Annotated in this window: 24 protein-coding genes; 9 read left to right on the top strand and 15 right to left on the bottom strand. The window is 54.4% G+C overall.

From position 1 onward, the window contains the following. Window positions 1-87: 87 nt before the first annotated feature. The 9 genes from CWC46_RS06835 to CWC46_RS06795 all read right to left on the bottom strand — a co-directional run bounded on the left by CWC46_RS06835 (window position 88) and on the right by CWC46_RS06795 (window position 11,394). A complete protein-coding gene (locus tag CWC46_RS06835) occupies window positions 88-1,266 on the bottom strand; it encodes a type III PLP-dependent enzyme (RefSeq protein ID WP_021017618.1) in 1,179 nt (392 codons plus the stop codon). After that, complete coding sequence (locus CWC46_RS06830; protein ID WP_021017619.1) at window positions 1,263-3,038, bottom strand: IucA/IucC family protein; 1,776 nt, start codon at window positions 3,036-3,038, stop codon at window positions 1,263-1,265. The genes CWC46_RS06835 and CWC46_RS06830 overlap by 4 nt, the downstream gene beginning before the upstream one ends. Beyond that, window positions 3,013-4,179 carry an MFS transporter gene (locus CWC46_RS06825; RefSeq protein WP_021017620.1) on the bottom strand — a complete coding sequence of 389 codons (1,167 nt, stop codon included), beginning with the start codon at window positions 4,177-4,179 and terminating at the stop codon, window positions 3,013-3,015. Before CWC46_RS06825 ends, CWC46_RS06830 begins: the two co-directional genes overlap by 26 nt. Further along, the gene (locus CWC46_RS06820; RefSeq protein WP_021017621.1) at window positions 4,179-5,891 is read right to left on the bottom strand and encodes an IucA/IucC family protein; all 1,713 of its coding nucleotides are present in this window, start codon (window positions 5,889-5,891) and stop codon (window positions 4,179-4,181) included. Before CWC46_RS06820 ends, CWC46_RS06825 begins: the two co-directional genes overlap by 1 nt. Next, window positions 5,891-7,057: an ATP-grasp domain-containing protein gene (locus tag CWC46_RS06815; RefSeq protein ID WP_021017622.1), complete on the bottom strand. Its 1,167-nt coding sequence runs from the start codon at window positions 7,055-7,057 to the stop codon at window positions 5,891-5,893. Before CWC46_RS06815 ends, CWC46_RS06820 begins: the two co-directional genes overlap by 1 nt. Before the next feature lie 38 nt (window positions 7,058-7,095). Beyond that, a complete protein-coding gene (locus CWC46_RS06810) occupies window positions 7,096-7,866 on the bottom strand; it encodes an HpcH/HpaI aldolase family protein (protein ID WP_021017623.1) in 771 nt (256 codons plus the stop codon). 252 nt (window positions 7,867-8,118) lie between these two features. Further along, window positions 8,119-9,273: an FAD-dependent urate hydroxylase HpxO gene (gene hpxO / locus CWC46_RS06805; protein WP_021017624.1), complete on the bottom strand. Its 1,155-nt coding sequence runs from the start codon at window positions 9,271-9,273 to the stop codon at window positions 8,119-8,121. A 108-nt stretch (window positions 9,274-9,381) separates the two neighbouring features. After that, entirely contained in the window at window positions 9,382-10,350 is a 969-nt protein-coding gene (locus CWC46_RS06800) for a PDR/VanB family oxidoreductase (RefSeq protein ID WP_037382556.1), read from the bottom strand. A 9-nt stretch (window positions 10,351-10,359) separates the two neighbouring features. After that, on the bottom strand, window positions 10,360-11,394 hold the full coding sequence (locus CWC46_RS06795; protein WP_021017626.1) for an aromatic ring-hydroxylating oxygenase subunit alpha: 1,035 nt from the start codon (window positions 11,392-11,394) through the stop codon (window positions 10,360-10,362). Between the two features lie 155 nt (window positions 11,395-11,549). Between CWC46_RS06795 and CWC46_RS06790 the strand changes: the two genes are divergently transcribed. The 3 genes from CWC46_RS06790 (at window position 11,550) to uraH (ending at window position 13,564) form a co-directional block, all read left to right on the top strand. After that, window positions 11,550-12,485: a LysR family transcriptional regulator gene (locus tag CWC46_RS06790; protein ID WP_021017627.1), complete on the top strand. Its 936-nt coding sequence runs from the start codon at window positions 11,550-11,552 to the stop codon at window positions 12,483-12,485. A 249-nt stretch (window positions 12,486-12,734) separates the two neighbouring features. Further along, a complete protein-coding gene (gene uraD / locus CWC46_RS06785; protein ID WP_021017628.1) occupies window positions 12,735-13,235 on the top strand; it encodes a 2-oxo-4-hydroxy-4-carboxy-5-ureidoimidazoline decarboxylase in 501 nt (166 codons plus the stop codon). Beyond that, a complete protein-coding gene (uraH, locus tag CWC46_RS06780) occupies window positions 13,232-13,564 on the top strand; it encodes a hydroxyisourate hydrolase (protein ID WP_021017629.1) in 333 nt (110 codons plus the stop codon). The genes uraD and uraH overlap by 4 nt, the downstream gene beginning before the upstream one ends. A gap of 152 nt (window positions 13,565-13,716) precedes the next feature. Here the strand turns inward: uraH and ahpF are convergent, their stop codons facing one another. From ahpF to CWC46_RS06750, 6 genes are all read right to left on the bottom strand, one after another. Then, window positions 13,717-15,273, bottom strand: coding sequence for an alkyl hydroperoxide reductase subunit F (gene ahpF / locus CWC46_RS06775; RefSeq protein WP_021017630.1), 1,557 nt, complete (start codon window positions 15,271-15,273; stop codon window positions 13,717-13,719). Between the two features lie 81 nt (window positions 15,274-15,354). After that, window positions 15,355-15,918 carry an alkyl hydroperoxide reductase subunit C gene (gene ahpC, locus CWC46_RS06770; protein ID WP_021017631.1) on the bottom strand — a complete coding sequence of 188 codons (564 nt, stop codon included), beginning with the start codon at window positions 15,916-15,918 and terminating at the stop codon, window positions 15,355-15,357. Window positions 15,919-16,095: 177 nt separating this feature from the next. Further along, window positions 16,096-17,094 carry an isopenicillin N synthase family dioxygenase gene (locus CWC46_RS06765; protein WP_037382560.1) on the bottom strand — a complete coding sequence of 333 codons (999 nt, stop codon included), beginning with the start codon at window positions 17,092-17,094 and terminating at the stop codon, window positions 16,096-16,098. Window positions 17,095-17,123: 29 nt separating this feature from the next. Continuing rightward, window positions 17,124-18,542: an amidohydrolase family protein gene (locus CWC46_RS06760; protein ID WP_021017633.1), complete on the bottom strand. Its 1,419-nt coding sequence runs from the start codon at window positions 18,540-18,542 to the stop codon at window positions 17,124-17,126. Window positions 18,543-18,571: 29 nt separating this feature from the next. Then, on the bottom strand, window positions 18,572-19,561 hold the full coding sequence (locus CWC46_RS06755) for an ABC transporter substrate-binding protein (RefSeq protein ID WP_021017634.1): 990 nt from the start codon (window positions 19,559-19,561) through the stop codon (window positions 18,572-18,574). A gap of 271 nt (window positions 19,562-19,832) precedes the next feature. Next, window positions 19,833-20,747: a LysR family transcriptional regulator gene (locus tag CWC46_RS06750; RefSeq protein WP_021017635.1), complete on the bottom strand. Its 915-nt coding sequence runs from the start codon at window positions 20,745-20,747 to the stop codon at window positions 19,833-19,835. Window positions 20,748-20,964: 217 nt separating this feature from the next. Here CWC46_RS06750 and CWC46_RS06745 point away from each other — a divergent pair, with 217 nt between their 5' ends. From CWC46_RS06745 to CWC46_RS06720, 6 genes are read left to right on the top strand one after another with little or no spacing between them, the layout of a single operon-like run. Beyond that, complete coding sequence (locus CWC46_RS06745; RefSeq protein ID WP_021017636.1) at window positions 20,965-22,245, top strand: amidohydrolase family protein; 1,281 nt, start codon at window positions 20,965-20,967, stop codon at window positions 22,243-22,245. After that, window positions 22,235-22,690, top strand: coding sequence for a RidA family protein (locus CWC46_RS06740; RefSeq protein WP_021017637.1), 456 nt, complete (start codon window positions 22,235-22,237; stop codon window positions 22,688-22,690). The genes CWC46_RS06745 and CWC46_RS06740 overlap by 11 nt, the downstream gene beginning before the upstream one ends. A 21-nt stretch (window positions 22,691-22,711) precedes the next feature. Then, window positions 22,712-23,593 carry a creatininase family protein gene (locus CWC46_RS06735; RefSeq protein WP_021017638.1) on the top strand — a complete coding sequence of 294 codons (882 nt, stop codon included), beginning with the start codon at window positions 22,712-22,714 and terminating at the stop codon, window positions 23,591-23,593. 14 nt (window positions 23,594-23,607) lie between these two features. Next, the gene (locus CWC46_RS06730; protein ID WP_021017639.1) at window positions 23,608-24,591 is read left to right on the top strand and encodes an ABC transporter substrate-binding protein; all 984 of its coding nucleotides are present in this window, start codon (window positions 23,608-23,610) and stop codon (window positions 24,589-24,591) included. After that, a complete protein-coding gene (locus CWC46_RS06725; RefSeq protein WP_021017640.1) occupies window positions 24,588-25,406 on the top strand; it encodes an ABC transporter ATP-binding protein in 819 nt (272 codons plus the stop codon). Before CWC46_RS06730 ends, CWC46_RS06725 begins: the two co-directional genes overlap by 4 nt. A 4-nt stretch (window positions 25,407-25,410) precedes the next feature. After that, window positions 25,411-26,226 (top strand): ABC transporter permease, encoded by an 816-nt coding sequence (locus CWC46_RS06720; protein WP_021017641.1) that lies wholly within the window; start codon window positions 25,411-25,413, stop codon window positions 26,224-26,226. The last annotated feature ends 5 nt before the right edge of the window (window positions 26,227-26,231 follow it).

Genomic DNA, 26,231 nt, shown 5'->3' with positions numbered 1-26,231 from the left:
TGAAATCTACTAGGCACAGGAAGAAAAAAACAGAAAATACGCCACCACAGGCGGGGGAATCAAGCTGGCCGACCCATCGTGCCATTGTCAGTCAATCCATATCATCTCTGGCGGGCTGTGCATCAGGAAATTCTGATGAGAAATATTCCAGGCATAGGCGCCAGCAAGACTGAATACCAGCCAGTCACCCGGTGCAAGTGCCGCAACAGGTTGCTGGCGAGCCAGCACATCCTTCGGCGTACACAGTTGCCCCACCATCGTCACCCGCTGGTTTTCGATCACCGCAGGCCGGTGTTCTCGTCTTAACACGGTGACAGGATGATCATGCCCCTGCGCGGCGGGCGTACGAAAATGATGTGTACCACCATGACCAATGGCAAACCATTCGCCTAGATTTTTCTTCACATCCAGCACTTCCATCACGTAATAACCACACCCTGCGCTAATATAGCGGCCACACTCAAAACGCAGTGTCAGATGTTGTGCATCGCAGGCAGCAATAGTGTGCGGTAAACGCGCACAAAAAGCAGACCAGTCAAAATGACGCGTCGGATCCTGGTAATTGATGCCGATCCCACCGCCGACATTAACCAGTTGCACCTCAAGCGCAAACTCGCGACACCACGCCTTTACCTGACGCAGATAGCACTGCATTAATGCAAGATGGCGCTCAACATCCAGCTGATGGGACATTAAATGGAAATGGAACCCCTTGAGCTGTAACCAGGAGGAAGCCTTCACGATACGTAAAGCCTGGGGAAGTTCGTCCACATCCAGCCCGAAAGGCGTGGGCTTGCCGCCCATCATCAAGCGCGTCCCCTCAATGCCCGGCAACGGAATGTTCATTCGGAGTAAAATACTTACCCTCTGCTGCGTTTGTTGCGCCAACGCCTCCAACCGGTTTAGCTCGGTAAGACTTTCGACATGAATGGCATCAATCTCATGGCGGACGGCCAGCTCCAGCTCTGAAGTCAGTTTTCCCGGCCCACCCAAAATCAACGACCGACCCGGAACATGCTGCTTTAACCAGGCTAACTCACCGCCGGAGGCTGCCTCAAATCCATCCACCCACCTATCCAGCGTATTCAGGATGTGCTCGTCAGGATTGGCTTTCGCCGCGTAAAACAGCTCACAGCCTTCCGGCAGGGCAGAGCGCATAGCTTGAATATGTGATCGTAGTGAGCCCAAATCATACACATAGCCGCAAAAGGGAACAGTACGACTTTGCTGCAATTCACGCAGCTTCTGATAAACACGAGGCGTCATTGCCGGCTCCTTATCGGATGGTCCATCAAGGTATAATCAGCTAACTTATCAGCCCGCTGTAATAGCCGGGTACGCAGATTATTTTTCGAAGGGATAGGCGCGCCCGCCAGCATAGCGGCAACTTCTGGTTCCTGTTGCCATGTTTCCAGTTGCGCACTGAGCAAATCCCAGAGCTGTTGTTCAAGCACACGATCGCCGTCTGACAGATGAAAAATGGCCTCGGAAAGATGATTAATGAACAGGCAATAGGCGACGCGGTTCCAGCCTTTTTCCCGGGGATACCAGACCGACTGACGCGCACGCGCAGACATATCGGCCAGTTGGCTCTCCGGCCAGCATTCACTCACCAGTTTGGTGCCTTCCAGATCACGAACCCAAATCTGGGTTGGCAGATGGTTTTCAAATCCAACCAACACATTTTGCAGATGAGGCTCAAAAATAATGCCCTCAGCAAAGAAGGCGTGCAAAACTCCCGGTACTAACCGATCCAGATAGTGCGTCAGCCAGCGCAGACAAGCATCGTGATAAGGCAACTGGTGTTGAGACGCCAGTTGGCCAATCAACCTCCGGGTATGGTTCTCACCAGTCCTGTCAAACGCAAACAGCGCTGCGGCCATCTCCGGCTGGTAGCGTTCAAGCGTTGCTGGCGACAGATTTTCACGATAAAGAATCCCAAAGCACTCCTGAAGATAGCGTATCTCTTGCTGCTCTCCGGGTTTTGCCAGCGCACTGAAATCCAGGCTGCTGGCCGCCGGTTCGCGCATGATGTGAAAACCCGGTGTTTGTACTTCAAGTTTATCGAAATGAGTGGCTAACCGCTTACTGAGCGCAACGGCGCTTTCCAGTTCATACCAGGCGTTTTTACGCACGCAGTTAGTCAGGCGGACATGAATGGAACATTTGAGATACCAGCGCAGTCCTTCGCTATACAGTGTTCGTACCGATGACGTCGGCAGGAATTCCACGCCCCTCTCCCCCAGCGGGATAATCGCGCCCTGACTAAGTGCGCGCTGATACAGAGGAGAATTGACGATATGGGTCACTTCCCAGGGATGGCAAGGGTAACAATGCGCCTCACCCGCCAGTGACGTGAGCATATCGGTAACCTCAGCATTGCCGCCAAGTTGCCAGAAAGCCGGATCGACCCTGAACCAGTAAAGCGCAAACCGCGCCCCCACTTCAGGAGAACACGCCAGTAACGCTTGATGCTCCACACCACTGCGACTCTTCGGGCTAGGATGCATGGGATGTCCCCACAACAGACTCTGCTCACTGCGGATATACCCCATCACCGCCGGTCTGGCAGGTTTACACTCCAGAAATGCCTGTGTTACCGCGATGCTGTTCTCTATCTGTTCCATCAGTTCCTGATTTACCGGTTGCTGCACCACGGCGGCCATTTCAGTTAACAGTAACGAAATCGCCTCGCGGCAGGTCATCACTCGCCATGGCTTGCCAAACTGCTTGATAAAAGGCGCGCTACCGTAATACCCTCGCCCCAGCAAACTCCAGCGTTCGGCTTTTATTGCCAGCAATTTCTGGCTGGCATGCAACATGATCAGAACGACGTCCCCTCGCAGCATTTTACTGCTCAACGCCTGGGGGATATTGCCGTGAGAGGCCAGACACACCTCCCCTTGTGGTTGAGCAAATTCACGAATGTAACAGTTGAGTAGCGCAGTAAGACCAGCGTACTGCGCGGCATCCCGGGCCGGAGACGATGACACCAGCGCCTGCGCCCCTTTTTCACGAACGGCGAGTAATGTTGACATACTGAGGTTCCTTAAACGGGGAAAGGAGGAAAAGCATCAGTGCCAGGCTTGCAGCGACGGCAGATGCGATATACGGAGTAGCAAAAGACCAGTGAGTACAGAGCCAACCTGCGCACAACCCAGCCATCACGCCAGCCCATTTGCCCAGTGCATCCAGACGACCAAACCAGTGTCCGGCATCTGAGCATTGTGTCGCCTGGCTGATAAGCTGATTAATGCCGCTGTATCCCAACAGGATGCCGATCCCCAAAAGCGTGCGGGCCGCCAGCAACGCGGGCGCGCTGTCCAGAACGTTATGCCAGATCGCCGATACCACAATCAGCGCATTGCCATACAGGAAATGCCGTGACGAGCTGGGAAAACGCTGCAACAACGGGAGCAACACCAGATAAAGCAGATGTGGCCAGCTGTAAAAGACGCCGATCCACAGCCCTTCGCCCAGCCACATTTTTGCGTAAGGTAAAAAGTAGGGAAAGGTCACCACCATGGTGAAATTAAACAGAAATTGCAGACCAAGCAGAGGAGCAAGGGGAAGCGCGGCGTGCGATGCTTCACTCTCGGTTACCGACCGTGATACGGGTACTGTTTCACCCTCTGCCGGCAGAAACAGCGAGAGAACAAATCCACTGAGCGGCAATAGCGCCAGCCATAACCACAAACGCAGTGATAAATCAGGCCACTCCCCCAGTATCCAACCCAGTAGCGGTGGCGCACTAAGCAGAGCCAAACGCGCGGAGAATTGTGTCCAGTTCAGCGCCTTTGCCAATGACTCACCGCGCAGACTGACAGATAAATATCCATTAGCGGCGGCCAGCGTCCCTCCGGCAATACCTTGCAGCAACAGCGCGAAGATTAACCAGGGTAATGACGGTGCCATGCCAGCCATGACAAACGCACACGTTAAGCCCAGCAGTGCGCGTTGTAGTGACAGCCGGCGGCCGTATTTGTCGGCGAATCGCCCCCACCAGGGGGCAGTTAACGCAGTCATAATCGTGGGCAGGCTAAATAGTCCTCCGATCCACTGACTGTTTTCGCCAATACCAAACGCATGCAACAACCGGGGAAGGAACAGAGGAACCCCCAGTACCGTGAAAGCCGCCAGAAAATGGCAGACCAGCACCACACCTAGCGTGGTTTGCATCACGCCCGCTCCCTGCGCAGGAAGTTAGGCCCACTCAGCCCATAATATTTATTAATATCCGCGGCCCCGGACGTTTGCTTGCTCAATAGGCTGCCACTCAACAACAGATATTTCACTGGCTGATAACGCGACGCAAACAACACCTCGCGAGCCAGACGCGTATCGCACCCGTCCGCGGCCAGACAGTCCAGCGTTTTCCATAACGTATCCGCCAGCGTCCGATATCCCTGCTCCCGCACCAGAACGCCTTTGGCGGCCAGACTCTCCAGAACAGCGGCAAGATCGAGTTGCAACGTGATAGTGATAAACATTTGCGCCAGCGCCATTTCGTTATCCACACAGATGCGCTCGTCATGCAGTGCGGCAAGAGCGGGTGCCAGATCGGCTCGTGCGGCGGTGAAGCGTTCAGGCCATAGGCGCGCCGCGTCGTTATCCTTCATCACCAGTGACAGCGGTTCTCCGGGTCTGAAGCTGAGAATGGCATTTTGCTGGTTTGATTCCAGCGCGATACCATAGCGCAGCCACAGTGTCAGATGGACATCCGCCATTAACTGACAATACGCCTGCCACCACGGTGTCACGGTCGTCATACCTGACTGGCTCAGCATCAATTCAAGATATGACCGACCATCAGGCAGAGTGCTTCCCAGCGCGGCAACCGGCGCCAGGGTCTCTTTGCTTAACGGTCGGGGGTAGCGCCTGACCAGAAAGGCAAACCATTTTTCGTCGCCAAGATGACCGCAAAACGACTCATCAACATGGCGAAAACGCCCCTGTAAGCGAGGATCTTGTTGCGCAAGCTGCGGTAGAATTTCGGCAAACCACTGTCCGTCATAGAGTGTGGAAGGCTTAATCAGACGGATATTCTTTTGTCCCAGCGTGCGCATCGCCAGCGGGATTTTGATGTGCGTATCCGGATAATCGGCCAGTTGAACCGTCCGCACAGATAGCGTGGGATAGACAGTCAGCCAGGAAAATGGGGCCGCTACCACGCCGTTAGGCAGTGTGGGGCGTTGTTGCCAGGTCAAGGGATGAACCGGCATCAACTCATGACTGTGGCGTAAATTATCTGACAGCCCAACCTGGGTGAAATCAGGCCACCACGGCGGACGACGTTCCGGTCGCGTCAAGGTCAGACTGGCGCAGGGCACGGCCAGCCAGTGTAAACGGAAAGGCCGACAAAACTCCGGCGCATATTGACGTAACTGTTCAACATCGAAACCGAATTTCGCCCGTGCCGTGGGGTAATAGGGATGATCGAGGTAACTTGCCAGTTGATCGGCATGCAACAAACGCTCTCCCCAGGTCATGTCATGAGGTTTGCGAGCCAGGGCATCATGAAGCGTCTGAAACGCCTCGCGGCATAATTCCCCCTGCTCGCAGGCGGCATCCGCCTCCTCTTGATAGCTGGCATACAGTTGCCGAGTTTCATCCTGATTATCCGGCATCAGCAAAGCCAGCCAGGCGCCATAACCCTGTTGTGATTGCCAATCGTCCTGGTTGAGAATTTGCCAGTCAGGCGCGACGGCTACCCAGGGTTGCATATAATCACTTTCCCGGACCAGAAGGCGCAGCGGCGCGTTCAGGTGAGCGTTATATAGCCAGTGTTCCCCATTTTCAAGACGCACTTCACCACGACTCAACACGCCGGAGACGTTCTCCCGCAGGCATGCATTGATGATACGTAGTGTGATGTAATCACGTTGATTCATCACGCGATCTCCCAGTGCAGGCTAGCCAGCGCCTTTTGGGTAAGCCTCTGCAACTGGTCAACGTCAGGCGCTTCCAGATACAGCACGCCCAGATAGTCCTTGTTGGAGTGGCTTAGCGCGATAGGCTCGCCCTGCTCTTTTAAACGACGGTAGTGCAGTCCCGGTAACTTCGCCGGCTGAGGGGCCGCAGATAATAGACCGCTGCGCTCGGCCACCAGATAGTGGATCAGTGCCTGTAATTGCGCCGGTTTTATGGTCGGGATCGGTTGACCAAGGTGAAGTTGCAGAATAGGGGTAAACCAACCGCCGGGCAGGATACGATCCAACAAGAACTCCCGTCCGTCGCCGATGCTGCGATAGTTAATTTCAACCAACACCGGGCCGTTTTCCGTCGCGATAAACTCGCTGTGGCACACGCCGAATCCAACGCCAAACTGGCGTAATTGATCCAGAGCCTGATCACGCCAGCGGACCGTGTGTTCTCCTTCCCAACGTGCCTGCATTTCCACAAAATGCGGCGGAGCGGAAAGTTCGACATCGAAACCACCGAGTGCCGCCAGTTCATGGCCATCGCCAAACGTTTCCAGAGTAAACAGCGGGCCTTGCAGGAATTGTTCAAGCAACCAAGTCTGACGCAACGGCAACACTGCAAGATGCTGATTAAGCATGTCACAATCCCGGATTAGCGAAACATCCATGGAGGCGACACCCTGGCTGGGTTTTATGACTAATGGCCAAGGCCAGGTGGGATCAGGCGTGTCGGTCGGTAATAGCTGTGCTGACCAGGCGGAGGGCAGTGACAGTGAAGCCAGACGCTGACGCATGCGCCACTTATCTTTTGCGACATAACAGATCGGCCAGTTTTTAGCCGGCAGGCCAAGCGCGCTGGCCACAATTGCCGTGGACGTCTGAAGGTGATCGCTATTGGAAAACACCGCCGCCGGCGTCATCCCCTCTTCCGTCAACGCATCAAGGATGGCCAACGGATTAAAAACATCACATTCCAGGATCTGCACCTGACCTTCCAGCATCTGGTTATGCGCTCGATACTGATCGGTCACCAGGACGACCGGATATCCCAGTTGTTGCGCGGCGGGGATAAAACCTTCGATCACGGCGGCATTGACGACGTGGCTGACTATCAAATAAGGAGATTTACACAGCATGTTGATACCTGTTTGATTGCAGAAAGGGTTAATGGAAGTCAGGAAGACGCTTTAATATCCTGCAAACGCTGTCGCAGAGTACGGAACAAGAATCCCCGATCCTCACCACACAGCCAGAGTTGAATACCAGCTTGCTGCCAGAAATGCTGCTGTTCAGGCGTGCGCGGATTGGCACAAAACGGGATGTCGGCATGTTTGCAGCGCGTGGCTATCTGGCGAATGCTCACCTCTACGTCTGGGTGATGAGGAGTGGGTCCCAGGCCAAGATCGAGCGCAAGATCAAGGGCCCCTTCCATGACCATGCTCACGCCTTCAATAGCAAGAATGTCATCTATCGATTCCACGCCAGCGCGGGATTCAATCATCGGAATGAGCAACACCTGTTCATTGGCTTGCTGGATGTAATCGGGGAGCGACCGTGTGCCGAAACCAGTGACCGTCCCGCCGGTAATACCGCGCCTTCCCCGAGGTGGGAAACAGATGGCATCGCGTAAGGCCCGAACCTGTTGCCCTGTTTCCGTGCGGGAGAGAACAATCCCGTGAGCCCCCATATCCAACACTCGCCCAACTTTATCCAGATCGTTTACCGTTAACCGAACCAATGGCGCACAGCCATTGAGTTGCGCTATTTGAATACAGTGTGAAAGCAACGTTTCGTTATGAGGGAGATGTTCCATATCCAGAATGACAAAGTCATACCCGGCGCAGGCAATCATTTCAACCAAAGTGGGATGGGAGACCGAATTCAAAATACCGAAAAGAGGATGCTGTTGTTGCAACCGATCTGAGAGTAAATACAGTGATGGCATAATGATTTAAATGCTAATGATAATAGTTACCATTAAGAGTATCATTAATGAATTGTATCTTTCATGTTTTTTTATTTTAAATTATTAAATAGTTCTCTCATGAATATCTTCATTCTGAACAAATTCTGATTTCTCAGGTAATTCCGTGGATAGGCCAGGGTGAAACGGGTTGGTGCAGTCATATCCTTTTCTTTATTAACGTAAAAAAAGAGCACGGCCCGCCATCAGGGAAAGGCCTGACTCAGTGGTATCTCAAGCCAGCGGTCCACCCAAAACCGTGTCACACAACCCGTCAATAATATGTTCGCCGGTTTCCTGCCGCAGTTCTTCATACCACGCCTGGGTCTGTGGCATCTCTTTACCGTGGGTGATATCACAGCGTTTACGGGCTTTGAGCACCAAATCCCGTACACGATCACGTCGCTGTTGTTGATAATTCAGCAGGGCTGATTCAATGCGGTCATGAGACGCCAGCACCTGCCCCAGGACGACGGCGTCTTCCATCGCTGCACACCCACCTTGCCCGATATCCGGCGTGGTACTGTGGCCGGCATCCCCCAGCAGCGCAACCCGACCACGAACCAATTGATTGAAAGGGTCGATATCGTGAATTTCAATCCGATTGGTAGTTTGCTGATCAATCCGCTCGATCAACTGCTGTACCGGCAGGCACCATCCAGAGAAATAACGTTGCAGATCCTGCCGTACACTCTGGCGATCTTCCGCTAACCCTTTTGGTAACGGCACATCAAAAAAGAAGTAAAAACGGCCATCGGCTACCGGCATCAGCGACACGCGCTTGCCCTCCCCCACAAACGTGGTCCACTGGTCGGCGGGAGCAATGGTTTCATCAATTGGCACCAGTCCGTTCCAGTTAACATACCCGGCGTAACGGCGTTCCGGCGTGTACCCCAGCACATAAGGTCGAATGACGGAGTGAGTGCCGTCAGCCGCAATCAGAAAATCACCCTGCGCGACACTACCGTCGCTGAAATAAGCGCTGACGCCGCCAGCGTTTTCCTCAATACGGTTGACGCGTTTACCAAACTGCACCGATTTGCGTCCCCAGAAATCCAACATCTGCCCCTGTAATTCCGCCCGGGCGACAGGACAAGGACGTTCTCCCACCCGGTTCACCAGTGGCTTCAGACTGAAGCGAGTCATGATCCGTCCTTGTTGGTAATCCTGATACGCGATGTAGTGCATCGGACCGCCACAACGGTCCATGATGTCACCCATGCCTAAATGGTTCATGCACTTCACACCATTAGGCCAGATGGAAATGGCTGCACCCACCGGTTTAATTTCCGCCACGGCCTCAAAGACGTCGCAGGCGATCCCGACTTTTTTCAGCGCTACCGCCGCACACAATCCGCCGATACCGGCACCAATCACCAGAGCTTTCATTTATCCCCCATTTGTTGCCGTTTCAAGTGCAGCAATTTGTGTGCCAACCCTTTATCTCTGACGCATCCGCCACCGAGTTCACTGATCCATCAGCGCATCGGCTGATGCTTATAAATCAATAACCAAACGCGCCGAGTGGCTACGAGAGCAGCACAGCGCAATGTGTTGATCCGGGTCGGATTTTTCTGCGTCAGATTGCACGGTATCACGGTGATCCGGCGTACCTTCCCTTACGGCGGTCAGGCAGGCGCCACAAATCCCCATTTCGCAGGAAAGCGGCACCGCTACATCATTTTCCAACAACACGGCGGCAATGGTTTTATCTGACGGCACCCGAAATGAACGACCGGAAGATGCCAGCTCAACGGTGAATTCGCTGTCCGTCGCTGTTGCGCTGTCCGCCACAACCGGCGGACAAAACGCCTCATGATGGATCCTATCCTGTGGCCAGTCGTGAGCTTGTGCCTGCTGGATCACCTGCGCCATAAATCCTGACGGGCCACACACATATAAACGCCGATGACTCGCCCCCGCATACAGGCTTTTCGGTAGTGTCTGGCGTGGACTGTGCCCTTCGTTTCCGCACCAAATCTGGCATTCACCATGACGAAAACCTCGCTGTAGACGATCACGAAAAGCAATGGCACGCCGATGTTTAACAAAATAGTGCAATTCGAACGGCGTAGCGTCCTGATCCAGCGACTCCGCCATGGATAACAGCGGAGTAATGCCGATGCCCCCCGCCAGCAACAGATAACGTTTAGCTGGCACCAGGGCAAACTGGTTACGCGGGTAGGACACGCTCAGGTGCTGCCCCACGCGTAATGACTCATGCACATAGCGGGAGGCGCCACAAGAAGCCGCTTCGTACCGGATGCAGAGCAGATAATGGTCGCGATCCGCCGGATCACCGGCCAGCGAGTATGGTCGCTGGATACCATCAGCCAGGTGAACATCAATATGGGCACCCGCTTCAAATGCGGGCAGCGGCTGTTCGTCCGCCGATACCAGCCGCAGCGCCAAATTGCCTTCCCCCTGGCGGAAAAGAGCATCAACCACCACATTCAACATTGGCATACTCCCCTCTTACACCAGAAAAAACGCACCGAAACCCAGTCGTTTTAGACCACGTCGGTAGGCAATTGAGCTGCGATCCGCCGGAATATGCGCTTCCAGTGTCAGGTCGAGCGGAAGATGCTCCGGCCGCTGGCTTTCCACCATCACCCGGTCCTCCTCAAACACCCGTCGGTTAAAGGCATGAACCTCCTCTAGCGGAATATGCAGATCAAAATTGCGGGCTATCGGCACAAACAGACACGTTTTGCGCGCGGATACCGGTGAAGCGGCATTCATGATCACCAGACGCCCCTCATCCGGAAAATGAATGGTCAGTGTGGCGGTAAACGGCAGGTGCATCTCGAAATGACGCAACCAGGTAAACCCCTCAGGTGCCTGACATCCCGAACCATGAGCAAAGTTGGACATCGAACTCACATAATCGGCATTGAATCCGTAGGGGGTTTCCAGCGTTTGGTAATCCGGCACCTGTTGATTATTCGGATCAGCGAAAGTATCAGTGTGTACCCAGGCGAAGTGCGCCACATCCAGAAAACCTTCAATCTGGCGTCCGGCAAAACCGGCGATATGAAAAGAGGGACAGACAATCTGTTGAAAGCCGTCATCATCCCAGTGCGGCATCAGCGGTAGGGCCGGCAGAATGCCATCCGGCGGATCCATACACACCCACACCAGGCCATACTGTTCTCGTGCTGCGAAGGTCAGCAGATTCAATTTGGGCGGAATCGGCAGATCCGGGCTGGCTGGCACCCGATTACAACGTCCGCCCTCTCCAAATCGCAACCCATGGTAAGGACAGACAATCCCCTGTCCGTCAGACGACCCCATACTGAGCGGCACCCCGCGATGCGGACAGATATCCCGTGCCGCCACAATATCGTCCCCGGCACGGTACACCACTAATGGCTCATCCAGCAGCGTGACCGACATAGGCGCTGGACCAACCTCTGCCGCCAGCGCCACCGGATGCCAGTAACGGGCCAAACGATACCAGTCATCAGACGCAAAGGAGCAATTGGCGGGGGGATTCAGCGTTACCTTCATAAGCATCACCTTTCACACAGAGACGGATCAGGCTGATATCAACCCGCCATCAGCCAGAACAATAAATGGGTAATGTTATTGTGGATAACAAGAAGTGTTGCAGTCCATAATAGTTTTTTAACATATTCGCTGCAAAAATTCGTACAGGTAAATCTATGGATCCCTTGTCCCGTTTTTCCCATTACTTCATGGCGGTGGCCACTACGGGCAGTTTGCGTAAAGCTGCCGAGGTGCTGCATGTCTCCAGCTCCGCCATCAACCGGCAGATTCTGATGGCAGAAGAGAAGATGGAAACCCCGCTGTTTGAAAGGCTGCCCAGTGGATTGAGACTCACTTCCGCAGGCGAGCTACTCTACAGTGATCTGCATCGCTGGAAAAAAGAGTACGCCCTCACGCGCCAGCGTTTTGATGAATTACAGGGACTCAAGCGCGGCCATGTCTCCGTGGCAATGGTTGCCGCCCTGAGCGAAGGGGTGCTGATCCAGGCACTGGCGGAGATCAGCCGTCAATATCCTCATCTGACGTTTAACCTCCATACCGACGAAAGCTATGCCATCAACAGTCTGGTGGCCGAGTCTGAGGTGGATATCGGTATTCTGCTCGATCCGCTGGAAGGGCAAGGTATCGAGGTACGGGCGTTTACCGAAATCCCCATTGGCGTGGTGATGCGGCCGGAACATCCGCTGGCAAGTCAGACTGATGTCACCCTCAGCCAACTTGTCAGCTACCGCCAGTTACTGCCTGCCGCGCCACTCATGGTGCATGAACGCATGGAGGGGTTGTACCACCGTCACCATCTCATCCCGGTACAAAATATGGTGTGTAATGATCTTAAAGTGATGAAATCGCTGGTATATCAGAATGTCGGGGTAGGCATCCTGAGTCTGCTGGATGTATATAGTGAAGTCAGAAGTGGCACATTAGCATTCGTCCCCTTCAGCCATCAAGCTGTTAGGCCCCTGACGCTGGCGCTGTGTGTAGCGCCCAAACGTCAGTTATCGCGGGCGGCGCAGTTAGTGATCAAACACTTTACGCAAGCCATTGATGATATGCATGCAGACATGGGAAAAAACGCTACGGACGCACCATAAAGGCACCCTGTCATCTCACACGGTCACATTCTTGTCTCAAGAAACACGACAATGCCAGGTATTCGTCCGAAAAAATCCAGTTTGGGTGACAATCTGTCCGGGTACAACTATCTGACGCTCAATTCGGAAAAAGCGGCTTTTAGGAACCCGTCAGCCATCTCGATATAAATGGCATGCTAGTTGCAGATCTCTTATTACGAAAAGTCATACCAAAGAATCTATTGTTGCCAGCGGGCAAGGAGAGAAACAATGATTACACTGGAAGCCTTTAACCAGCTCAATATCAATGAAGCGGTGGCACTACTAGAATCTTGTGTTGCCATTCCCGATTGGGCCAGACAAGTGACCGCCAGGCGACCTTATGGCAACCGTGCCGCCCTACTGGCCACCGGACAGCAGGCAATGACCGGCTGGCAGGTGGAGGAACTGACACTGGCACTACGCGCTCATCCCCGTATCGGTGAACAGGCTGGCAGTACCAGTCGGCACGCTGATTTTTCCCGGCAGGAACAGGCAGCCATCAGTACCGAAAACCTCTCGCTGGCGGCAGCATTACGGATAGGTAATTCCCGTTATGAAGACACCTTTGGCCGGATATTTCTGATCCGTGCCAACGATCGCAGTGGAGAAGAGATCCTACAGATACTACAGCGTCGGCTACAGAACAGTGAACAGCAAGAAATAGAAGAAACACTGGAGCAATTGCGCCAAATCACGTTACTCAGACTGGAAGGAATCATTCGCGCATGAACACACTCAGCACCCATATTCTGGATACCACCCAGGGAAAACCCGCAGCGGGAGTGAATATCCTGTTGGAACGGTGGGAAAACGATGAATGGCATAGCGTGGCGCAAGATCAGACCAATGATGACGGCCGCATTGCGGCCTTCACCGCTGATCCGCTATTACCCGGTCGCTACCGTATGACGGCAGACATCGGCCAGTGGTTTGCCGCGACAGGTCGAGAGGCGTTGTACGTGACGGCACAAATCGACTTTCAACTGACTGGTGCCGGTCATTATCATCTGCCGTTCCTGATTTCACCTTTTTCCTGGTCCACCTATCGCGGTAGCTGATACCGAGAGAAAAGCATACGCTGAACACCCTGGCGGATAGCGAAATAGCCAGAAAAAACGCCGTCAGCATGCTAACGGCGTCAGGTCACCACAATGAGAGGAATAATCCAACGCCGGTCGGTTCGACCACACATTGCGGATACCGAGCAGTATTAGGTTCTGATCAAATGGTCAAAGGCACTCAGCGAGGCTTTGGCCCCTTCACCCGTGGCGATAATAATCTGTTTGTACGGCACGGTAGTACAGTCACCGGCAGCGAAGATCCCTTTCACACTGGTTTCGCATTTGACATCAATCTCGATTTCACCGATGCGGTTACGCGCCACGGTACCGTCCAGCCAGTTGGTGTTGGGTAACAGGCCGATCTGCACGAAGATCCCTTCCAGCGCCAGCTTATGAATACTGCTGCTGACGCGATCCTGATACGCCAGTCCGATGACCTTTTGTCCATCCCCCAGCACTTCAGTCGTCTGCGCATTCATGATGACATCCACATTTGGCAAGCTGCGTAATTTATCCTGTAGCACGGAATCCGCTTTCAGTTCCGGCGCAAACTCCAGTAGCGTCACGTGTTTCACCACCCCCGCCAGATCGATAGCGGCTTCAACGCCGGAGTTACCGCCGCCGATCACGGCCACGTGTTTACCCTTGAACAAGGGGCCATCACAGTGCGGACAGTAGGTTACCCCACGAGTACGATACTGATCTTCACCGGGCACATTCATATTCCGCCAGCGGGCGCCGGTCGCGATGATAATGCTGCGGGATCGCAGTACCGCGCCAGATACGGTTTCAATCTGATGCGGCATGCCAGGTTCACTGGCTGGCACCAGTTTCTGCGCGCTTTGTAGATCAATGATATCCACGTCATAGTCATCAACATGACTTTTTAGCGCAGTGGCCAATTTGGCACCTTCAGTTTTCGGTACCGAGATATAATTTTCAATATCTACGGTATCGAGAATCTGCCCACCAAAACGCTCCCCCATCAGTCCGGTACGGATCCCCTTACGGGCGGCATACACCGCCGCCGCTGCCCCCGCCGGGCCGCTACCGACAACCAACACATCATAAATCGGGCGATTGTTGAGCTTTTCGACCAGTTTATCGCTGGCGCCGGTATCAATCTTGCCGACAATTTCCCCCAGACTCATGCGTCCCTGACCGAAGTGCTCGCCGTTCAGAAATATCGTGGGTACGCCCATAATATTGCGTTCTTTGATCTCATCCTGGAACACACCGCCATCAATTGCGGTGTGGGTAATATTTGGATTCAGGATGGACATTAAATTCAGTGCCTGCACCACATCAGGACAGTTGTGACAGGTCAGCGAGTAATAGGTTTCGAAATGGAATTTACCGTCCAGATAGCGAATCTGGTCGAGCAGTTCTTGAGTCTCTTTTGACGGATGGCCCCCCGTCTGCAACAGCGCCAACACCAGTGAAGTGAACTCATGTCCCAGCGGGGCACCGGCAAAGCGAGGCCCGGTCGCCAATCCCGGATTGGTGATCAGAAATGAAGGCTTGCGTACCGACAGTTCATTGTTTTCAAAAAAGCTGACTTTTTCAGATAGTTCGGCAATTTCGATCAGCAGTTGCCGGACTTCAGAAGATTTAACCGAATCATCTAGCGTCGCCACTAGCTCAACCGGTTTGGTTAATTTTTCCAGATAGGCTTTCAGCTGGATCTGCATGTTATTGTCGAGCATAGAGGGTCCCTGGCATTGGCGGAAAAAATCGGGTGCTGGGCACCCGATAGTAAAATCAGTCTATCAACAGCGCTGGCTTATTCAGATTTTGCCAACCAGATCCAAAGACGGCGCCAATGTGGCATCACCTTCCTGCCATTTTGCCGGGCACACTTCACCAGGATGAGCGGCGACATACTGAGCCGCTTTTATTTTGCGCAACAGATCAGAAGCGTCACGGCCAATACCTTCCGCGGTGATTTCCACCGCCTGGATAATGCCCTGCGGGTCAACGATGAAAGTACCACGGTCAGCTAAACCTTCTGCTTCACGCAGGTTTTCAAAGTTGCGCGTCAGTTGACCCGTCGGGTCACCGATCATGGCGTATTTGATTTTAGCGATGGTATCAGAGCTGCCATGCCACGCTTTATGGGTAAAGTGGGTATCGGTGGATACAGAATAGATATCAACCCCGATCTTCTGGAATTCGTCGTAATAATCCGCTACGTCACCCAATTCAGTCGGGCAGACAAACGTAAAGTCAGCCGGATAGAAGAAGAACACACTCCATTTGCCTTCAATATCTTTTTCAGTGACTTCAATAAACTGACCTGCTTTGAACGCCTGATTTTTAAACGGTTTAACCTGGGTATTAATAACGGACATCAGTATTTCCTCATTTGTCGCATGTGTTTGGTATGGGAGCTAAAATACAATGATGTGATGCCCGTCACTAATCCGTTGTCTGTATCGAATCAATAAGCAATACCTTACTCGTGACCAATAGATCTGGTAGCCGATGCGCCAGAGCGTCATAAAAACGTGGGAAGGGAACGTCTGTCGCTATCCTGTCGCGAAGTTGGCCTGAATACGTTGCTGAAGATATGCATCGGCGCGGATCGTCGGATATTTCCCGCCTGGCCCAACAATTTCCACTGTTTTATTGGCTTGGCAGAAAAACGCCAGGCTGTAACGAGGGCCTTGATACTCGTCCGGCGTCGGGTTCCTCACCCGATGGAAATTCGACGGTAGTTGATCATCACTCCAGCGCATCAACATATCGCCGATATTGCAGGTGATCACCTCTTCACTCGGCTCAATGTTGGTCCACTGCTGGCTTTCTCGGTCTTTACCCGGACAAACCTGCAATCCACCCTGCCCCGGACGTTGAAACAACAGCGTCAGACAGTCAAAATCGGTATGCGCCCCGGCACGCCATTGCCCTGACGGAGTAACCTGCTGCGGGTCAGTCGCATAATAGTGCAGCATGCGCAAGGTGCTCTGGTAGTCGGCATGGTTCGGGTTGTGGGCCTGCTGGAAAAAATGCTCAGGGAAGCCCAGTTTGAGGGCAAAACAGGAAAGCAGTTTCATACCCAGCTGCCAGCAGCGTGATTCGAATGCCAGCATGGTGTGTTGGAACTGCGGCAACACCTGCTCGCTCGGCCACAAGCCATCCATCAGTGGACGCGTTATCTGATAAGACTCTTTTTGATCCGGGGTACGGGTAGAAGGGCGTACTTGCGCTCGACTTTCCCAGCCAGCATTGTGGGTCAGCGGATACTGTGCCTTGACGGTTTCGGGCAACGCGAAGAACCGTTCCGTCATATCAAAAGCGTGGTGGATGTCTATCAAATCAATACCGTGATTACTCACCTGGAAGAAGCCGATCTCTACAGCGGCCCGCCATAGCTGGTCGGCGATTTCGCTTTTCCGCCGCTCAAAATCCGATAAATCAATGCAGCGCACTTCACGGGCAAAGGTTTCCTGGCCAACGGCCCCCATCAGCGCTTCGTTTTCCAGTTCCTGCAACGTATAGCGTTGAGCGTTATTGGATTGGGTCATCATGATTATCCTGTTCTTTTTCTCTCAGGTTACAAGCCCACACGCCGTTTCAGTGTGCGGACAGCCGACAACGCCTCTTGACGCATAGCGCCCAGATCGATGCCAGACACGGTGTCATCTTCAACGATAAGCCGGCCATTGATCATTAACGCCTTGAGCGCTGCACGACCACCACAGGCCACCGGACCAATCGCCATATCGTGCAGACCAAAGTAACGCGGATCGTCCAGACGGTAGATGGCAATGTCGGCCAACATGCCAGGCTGAAGAGTGCCGCTACGCGTCAGCCCAAGGATTTGTGCACCGCCTGCACTCCCCCAACGCACCACATCTTCGATGGTGACGGCGTCAGCCCCCCCCTCAAAGGTGCCACCGGCGTAACGTGGCTGCGCCTGCATGCCTTTTCGCGCGCGCTGCAACAACCATGCGGCATGCGCTTCGCTCTGCATGTCTGCCGCTTCATTGGACGCTGCGCCATCGACCCCGAGTGAAATCGTCACGCCCGCCTGTTCCAGCGCTACCAGATCGGCAATGCCGCTGCCCAGACGCCCATTGCTCTGCGGACAATGGGCAATGCCGGTTCGAGTTTTCCCCAGCAAAGCGATCTCTTCCGGCAACAATTTCACCAGATGGGCGAACCACACATCATCCCCCAGCCACTCGTGTTCAGCGCAGAACTGCACTGGCGTCATGGCAAACCTGGCCCGCGCCGCATCCAGATAATCCACGGTTTCCGATAGATGGCTGTGTAAGCGGATACCCAACCGACGCGCCACCCGCGCCATCTCGCGCAATTGCGACGACGGTGCCGAGTGCAACACGGTGGTCGGTGCCATTACTACCTTGCGCAGCGCCTCTGGCCGCGGATCGTGGTAACGTTTCACCAGCCGTTCAATATCCGCTATATAGTTGTCGATACTCTCCGGGCGCAGCGCGATCGGCAAATCTTGCTCCAACGCTCGTGTCTGAGTGGCGCCCCCCCGACACAACACGATGCGCATCCCCAGCGCCGCCCCTTCACTAAACACGATCTCTGACGTATCGAACGGCATATCCGGCCAATACAGATAGTTGTGGTCGGCAACCGTGGCACAGCCCGAGCGCAATAGCTCAATCAGGCCAATGCGTACCGCCAGACGGAACGTCTGTTCATCAAAAGCGGCACGAAAGCGGTACGGCGTGGCGCTCAACCAGGCGGTCAGGCTCTGGTTCAATCCTTGTGGTTCTCCCTTCAGCAACGACTGAAACAGGTGATGGTGAGTGTTGACCCATGCCGGGTACACAACACAATCACGGGCATCAATCAGCGGCTCCTCCGGCAATGGCGTCAATACGCCAATAGCGTCGATCACACCATCAACGACACGAATATCCGGCCCGGTGTGACGTCCCGCCTCCCCCGGCAAGCCGGTGAGAATGGCGTGAGCATTTTTAATCAATAGTGACACGGCAGCAGACTCCTCTTACAGCATGGCTCTCAGGGCTTAACATGCAGATCCTGAATAAACTGGGTGGTGTAAGCCTGTCGCCAATGGGTGTCGGCTTTCAGCAATTTGGCATTGACCATGAAATCACGCGTTTTCTGCCAACGCGCCTCGGTCATCGTCCCCCAGCCCTGGGTAGCCGCGTCGCCACCGTCAATCAAGTGGTACTTTTTGATTTGCGCCACCCCCCACGCCAGCAGATCATCCCCCATGTTTGGATTCTCTTTTTTGATCAACATATTTCCCGGCGTCGGATCCTTCAGGTAGCTCACCCAGCCCTCCATGGAGGCGCGCACGAATTTGGCCATCGCGTCGCGGTTATGAGCAATCACATCCGGCCGGGTGATCAGAATGCCGCCATAAGGTGGATAACCATACTTGGCAAACAGGAAGAAGTTGGCTTTCACTCCGGCTTTGTGTGCCTGGAAAACCTCTGAGCTGGCATAAGCCTGCTGGGCAATATTCTCGTCGGCCACAAATGGCTGAATGTTGAAGGTGTAAGGACGGGTCTGTGCATCACTCAATGAGTAACGTGCTTTCAGCCACGGCCACCAGGTCGACTGGCCTGAACTGGACACCAGAATGTTTTTACCTTTGAGATCTCTCAGGGAGGTTACCCCGGCGTGGGTCAGCAAGCCTTGGGGGTCGAACTGGAATGGGGCGGCAATCGCTACAGCCTGGAATCCGCGTTCAACGGTTTGCAACAGTTGTAAATCATAGCCAATGATCACATCGGCGCGTTTTGCCAGCAGCAGTTGCATGCCATTGACCTGTGGCCCGCCCGACTGGATGCTGACATCCAGACCGTAGCGTCGGTAAATCCCGGTAGCCAGTGCCTGATAGTAACCGCCCTGCTCGGCCTGGGCATACCAGGACGTCAGCAGTACCAGTTTTTCATTGGCCTGAACGGCCGGGGAAACAGCGCCAAGCGCAAGCGCGCTCAGCATATAGCATGACAGAGTAATACGTGATATGACCTTCATTGCGCCTCTCCTTGTTGCTGTCGGAGAGGCCGGGTAAGGATAGCTCAGCCTCTCAAATCAGCTCATGTCATGAACCGGAAAATGATTGCTGAGCAATGTCCCGCACCGATATCTGTGCTGACCGCTTCTACTCACACTGGATGATACAAAAATGATGCCAATCTGTGACAGACTCTGCCGCCCCGTCTTTTTCGATGGTTTCCGCTGCGCCAGCTGCAACGATTGATTCAACACAGCGCAGGCCGCACCAAACCAGTGCAAACTATTCCGTTTACCGGCTCTCGGTCTGCAACTGGCTGAACAACATTTCCAGTCGCTTGAGCATCATCGACGCGGCGATCGATAACTGCCGCGCCGGTGCCACACACAGTGACAAAGTAAACGGCTTTAACTGCGGATCGCTAAGCGGAATGAATATCAGTTCTCCACGCTGTACCTCGTCCATAATGTCCAACCAACACAGAATACCGATGCCAATCTGTTCTTTGATCAACGAGCGAATCATGTGGATATTGTTGGAAATACCCACTTCGTTAACGCTGCCACCGTTAATATTCAACAATGCCTGCACTGGTTCGGCCAGCATCAACGGTGCGGAGGGAATGATGAACGGATAGTCCAGGCACTGATTGAAACGAATACGGTCACGTCCCGCCAGTGGGTGGCCTTGTGGCACCACGATCCCTAAATTGATTTCAGCGAATGACTGCACCTGCAACGCTTTCGAGCTTTGCGGATTGAGCATGATACCGAAGTCCACATCGCCAGAAATCAACGCCTGCTGGATATCAATATTATTCATGGTGGTGAGGGTGAATGAGACATTCGGGTATTCCAGGTGGATTTTCTTCAGCATCGACGAAAAAAACCCCCGGTTGATGGCATCAATGGTCGCGATGCGCACGTGTCCGCGCCGTAATCCGCGCAAATCATCGAGTTGATCCCGCACCCGACTAAAATCCTTTTTCCAATTATTGGCGGCGTTGAGCAGCAGTTCACCGGCGGCGGTCAGACGCAGGCCAGCTGGATGCCGTTCAAACAATGGCATTTCCAGCTCCTCCTCCACGCGCAGTATCTGTCTGTCAATGGACGACGCCGCGACATGCAACGTTTCCGATGCCTTACGAAACGAGCCCTGACGGGCCACTTCAGTGAAATACAACAAAAACCGGGAGAAGGCAAACATGGGTTGGGTGCTCTCTTTTTTGCAACAAGACGTGCGAATCAAAGCAATGGACGCAACAATCATATAACAATAACGTAGCTTCCATGACAACGGGAACTTTCGTTTCAAGACGAGTCCAGCGTGTTGATAATCCTGTTTAAGCAATTCGCACGGTGTTGTTCCCGGGCAAAAGCCCGGTTCTGGTTCTGGACCTTTAATGTCAACACGGAGTCTCGCCATGCCTATGTCACGCCCACCTGTACCGCTGAACGGCCTCTGTAATGCGCGGCTACCGGCTTGGGCATTACCCGCCAGCTGGCCACAACAAACCGGGGAACCGCTTAACGGCAACATCCTGTTCAGCGCCGGCCACATTGCTGCACTGATTCCAGGTCATCAGCCTACGGATGGCTTGTGGGATCTCGGCGGCGCATTGGTGTTACCCGGTATGATTGAACCCCATGCACACCTGGACAAAACGTTTACCCGGCAACGCAGCCGCCCGGCAGGACCGGGGTTGTTGGCCGCCATCGACGCCATGCATCAAGATCGTCGCCACTGGAGTCCGCAAGATATCCACCAGCGCGCCGCACAAGGCCTGGCGCGGGCGGTGGCCAGCGGTGTCAGCCATCTGCGCACCCATATCGACTGGTTTACTGCCACACCACCCACCGCCTGGCTGGAAATCGCTACGCTGGATCAACACGATTGCACGCTGGAGCGCGTAGCGCTGGTGCCGCTGCCGCTATTTGCCGATATCGCAGTGGCTGAAACAATAGCCCGTCAAGTTGCAGACAGCAATGAACAGGGGCTGCTCGGCGCGTTCATCCACTCATCTAACTGGGATGAAGCGGCGATGACTAATCTGATGCGCTGCTCGGCGCGCTGGCGATTAAACCTGGACTTGCACATTGATGAAGAACTGTCGCCGACAGCAAACGGCCTGGTATGGCTGGCTCACTACCTGACCGAGCACGATTTCCCCGGACACATCTGCTGTAGCCACGGCTGCGCCCTGGCGGCTGGCGGCGAAGAACAGGCGCAATGGGTACTTGCCGCATTAGCGGCATCGCGCGTCACATTGATCGCCCTGCCAATGACCAATCTGCTATTGCAGGATGCCGTTACCGGCCGCACGCCGCGCCAGCGCGGCATCACCTTGTTGAAAGAAGCCCAGGACGCTGGTGTACCGGTATTGCTCGGCTGTGACAACGTGCAGGATGCCTTCTGCCCAACGGGCAGCTATGACCCGGTGGATACGCTGATATGCAGTCTATTCGCCGCCCAGCTTGACCAGATTTTCGACCAGCAATCACGGCTGATCTGCGATCGTCATTCACTGACTGGTGCTGGCCCGACTGGCTCACCGCTGGCGGCAGGCAACCCGGCCGATATGGTTATCTTCCCCGGCAGTGATATTGGCACCTGGCCATTGAACAGTGCCGCCCGCGTAGTAATACGCCGTGGCGCCATCACTCACCAACGGACGTGGAACAAGGAACTCGCTCATGATGCTTGACGCTGGCGCGGGCAAACCGCTCGCCCACTATGCCGCCTGGCATCGCGCCGGCGATTTTATCTTTCTTTCCGGCATTATCCCGGTCAATCCACAGCGCTCGCTTATCGTACGCGGCTATCAGGATATTCCGCCAGAGGCGCGTCGCCTGTTGGGTGAAACCGGTGAATTTTCCACTGATGCCAAAGAGGGGCCAATCCTGGCGCAGAGCTGGTATGTGCTGGAGAGCATCCGTCTGACCATTGAGTCCGCCGGTGGGCAAATGAGCGATGTGTTCAAACTGGTGCAATATTTCCGCAATCTGGATCACTTCCCGTATTACAACCGGGTAAGAAAGCTGTTCTATCCGCAGCAACCGCCGGTTTCTACGGTGGTACAGGTCAGTGAAATGCTGCCCGGCGACGAGGTGCTGATTGAAGTCGAAGCCACTGCCTGGCTACCACAATAATCCCTGACGATGAGGCAAATTATGATAAACGGTTATATTCCCGCATCACGTTTCCTTCCTTTTCTGAGCTGGCCTGCAATTGCTGCGCTACCGGACAAGGCCAACACCGTTATCATTTTACCGACCGGCGCCATTGAGCAGCACGGCCCGCACCTGCCTTGTGCGGTGGACAGCGTGATCGCCTCCGGCGTGGCGGGTCATGCGCTGGCTCGTTTACCAGAAAATATACCGGCGTTTGGTATCCCGCCTATCACTTACGGTAAATCCGACGAACACCTGCACTTTCCCGGCACCCTAACCCTGAGCGGCGATACCTTGCTGCAAACCGTGCTCGAGATCGGTGAATCCCTTTATCGTGCTGGCTTTCGCAAATTGCTGATGATCAACGGTCACGGCGGTCAGCCGCAGGTGTTGCAAATGGCCGGGCGCGAACTACGACTGCGGCACGGCGACATGGTGCTGATAGCCCATGACGTGTTCCGGGTACCGAATGCGGCCGACCAATTCCTGAGCGTCAGAGAACAACAGTTGGCGATGCACGCCGGTCATGGCGAAACCGCCCTGATGCTGGCACTGGCACCAGAATACGTACATATGGAACAGGCAGTGGCCAGTTATCCGCCCGTATTTCCCTGCCCAACACTGTCCAGCGGCCGTCCGGCCGCTGCCTGGGCATCATACGACTTCAGCCCCAGCGGAGTGATTGGTGACCCAACCGACGCTACCGCTGAACAAGGCCAGGCGATTCTTGACTCACTGGCCGACAGTTGGGCGCAAGCCATAACCGAAGTCCATCAGATGGAATGGGTAGTACGCAACGAACCAAGCTGGGGTAAACATCACTGGCACGGTTTTGTGCAATCGCGCGTGACGCCGCCATCGTCTCCTTTTGCCACTGAATAACAGGAATACTTACGATGAAAACGAGATTTTCGCCTTATGGCAAGCTGCTAAGCCTGTTGCTGTTCACCGTCGCTTCTTCCAGCATGGCGGCGGAAAAACTGACCTTTCTCACTAACTGGTACGCGCAGGCAGAACACGGTGGCTTTTACGATGCCCAGGCCAACGGTCGCTACAAAGCCGCCGGGCTTGATGTCACCATCAAAATGGGAGGACCGCAGGTCAACGTGATGCAACTGATGGCTGCCGGTCAGGCCGACTGTGTCCTTGGCGACAATGGTCAGGCGCTGGAGTCCTGGCAAGCGGGGGTACATGCCATGACCATCGCCACCGTGTTCCAGCATTCGCCAACGGTGTTCATTACCCATGACGCAGTGAAAAATCCACAGGAGCTAAAAGACAAAACCTTTCTGCTGGCCACCGAGGCATACACCTCTTTCTGGCCGTGGGCCAAGAGCGAGCTGGGGCTGGCCAACGCCCGTATCCGCCCTTACACCTTCAGCGTGCAGCCGTTTCTGGCGGACAACAATCTGGTGCAACAGGGCTACATCACCTCTGAACCCTTTGCGGTGGCCAAAGGCGGCAAGCCATTCCACGTTTATCCGCTGAGCGACTGGGGCTACCCGCCATACGGCAACTCGATCATCTGCATGGCGAGCACCGTGCAAAAACGCCCGGCGGTGCTGGCGGCGTTCGTGAAAGCCTCGATGCAGGGCTGGAAATCGTATCTGCAAGACCCAACCGCAGGAAATGTGCTGATCCATAAAAATAACCCAAGTATCAGCGCCGCCCAGTTGGCATTCAGTCTGTCACAAATGAAGAAATACCAGTTGGTGACCGGCGGCGACGCCCAGACCGGCGGCATTGGAACCATTACCGAGCCGCGTTTGAAAAAGACCTGGGACATGTTGGTGAAAAACAAACTGATCGACGCGAACAAAGTCCCCTTTGCTCAGAGTTACACCCTCGCCCTAATCAAAAACGCACGGGTTATGCCATGAACCAGACAGCCAAACTGACCGTGATGAGAGATATCCACCGCACTACCGCGCCAGCTATCGAGATTCTGTCAGCGGAAAAAATCTACAGCAACGGCACCAGGGCGCTGCTACCCGTAAATCTCACCATCAATCAGGGTGAGTTTGTCACCCTGTTAGGGCCTTCCGGCTGTGGCAAAAGCACACTCCTGAAGATGATTGCCGGACTGGTGGAACCGAGTGATGGCAAGCTGGTGCTGTGGCGGCGTGACAGCCGAGAAAAAATGCGGCTACCGCTTTCGTTCGTGTTTCAGGAAGCCACACTGATGCCGTGGAGCAATGTGCATAACAATGTGCGGTTGTCATTGGATCTGGCTGGCGTCCCGCGCGCTGAAGCCAACACCCGCGTCAGTGAAGCGCTGGAACTGGTGGGACTGGGCCGATTTGCCCACGTACTGCCACGTGAGCTTTCCGGCGGCATGCAGATGCGAGTGTCTATTGCCCGCGGACTGGTCACCCGACCCAAGCTACTGCTGATGGACGAACCCTTCGGCGCACTGGATGAAATCACCCGCAACAAATTGGACAGTGATTTACTGCACCTGTGGCGAGAACAGAATCTAACAGTGGTGTTTGTCACCCATTCTATCCACGAAGCGGTGTTTCTTTCCCAGCGCGTGATCATGATGGCGGCCCGCCCAGGTCGGGTAGTGGAAAACATCGCCATCAATGAGCCTTTCCCACGCACTGACCGCTTCCGTGTCAGCCCGCAGTTTTCACACTATGCGCAACAGTTGCAGGACAGTCTGTTGCAGGCCAGCCAATCTGGTATGGAGTAATAACATGAAAACGCGAAAATTTTCTCCGCTGATGAACAATCAACGTTTCCGCCAGGTGCTTTACCCGCTACTGGTCGCCATACTGGTGGTTTTTCTGTGGCAAGGTTGGGTCAGTTGGTTCAACATCCCGACGTTTCTGGTGCCGTCGCCACTGGTGATGGTGCAAAGTCTGTGGAACAATCTGGCATCACTGATGCTGTCACTGCTGTTCACCCTGAAAATCACCCTGATTTCGTTCGCATTGTCGATCCTGATTGGTGCCAGCGTGGCATTTCTGCTGGTGCAAAGCCGCTTTATTGAAACCGCGCTATTCCCTTACATTGTGTTCCTACAAGTGACGCCGATCGTCGCCATCGCGCCATTGATTATTATTTGGGTGAAAGACACCACGCTATCGTTGGTGGTGTGCTCTACGCTGATGGCGGTGTTCCCCATCATTTCCAACACCACTCAGGGACTGCGCAGCGTCTCGCCCGGTCTATTGAGCTATTTCAAACTGAATCATGCCAGCCGATTACAGATCCTACTGCGTCTACGTATCCCCTCGGCACTCCCCTACTTCTTCGGCGCGCTGCGTATTTCCAGCGGCCTGTCGCTAATCGGCGCAGTGGTGGCGGAATTCGTCGCCGGTACCGGCGGCAGCGACACCGGTCTGGCCTATCAAATCTTGCAGGCTGGCTATCAGTTGAATATTCCGCTGATGTTCGCGGCCTTACTGTTGATCTCGCTGGCGGGCATCATGCTGTTTGGGGTGATGTCCTGGATATCACGTCGCGCACTCAGCGCCTGGCATGAAAGCGAAGTGGTGCAGTCCAATTAGCCGTC

Source organism: Prodigiosinella confusarubida (assembly GCF_002847015.1).
Lineage (GTDB): Bacteria > Pseudomonadota > Gammaproteobacteria > Enterobacterales > Enterobacteriaceae > Prodigiosinella > Prodigiosinella aquatilis.
Note: the sequence above shows the minus strand (reverse complement) of the source record. Positions and strands in the feature narration are given on the sequence as shown.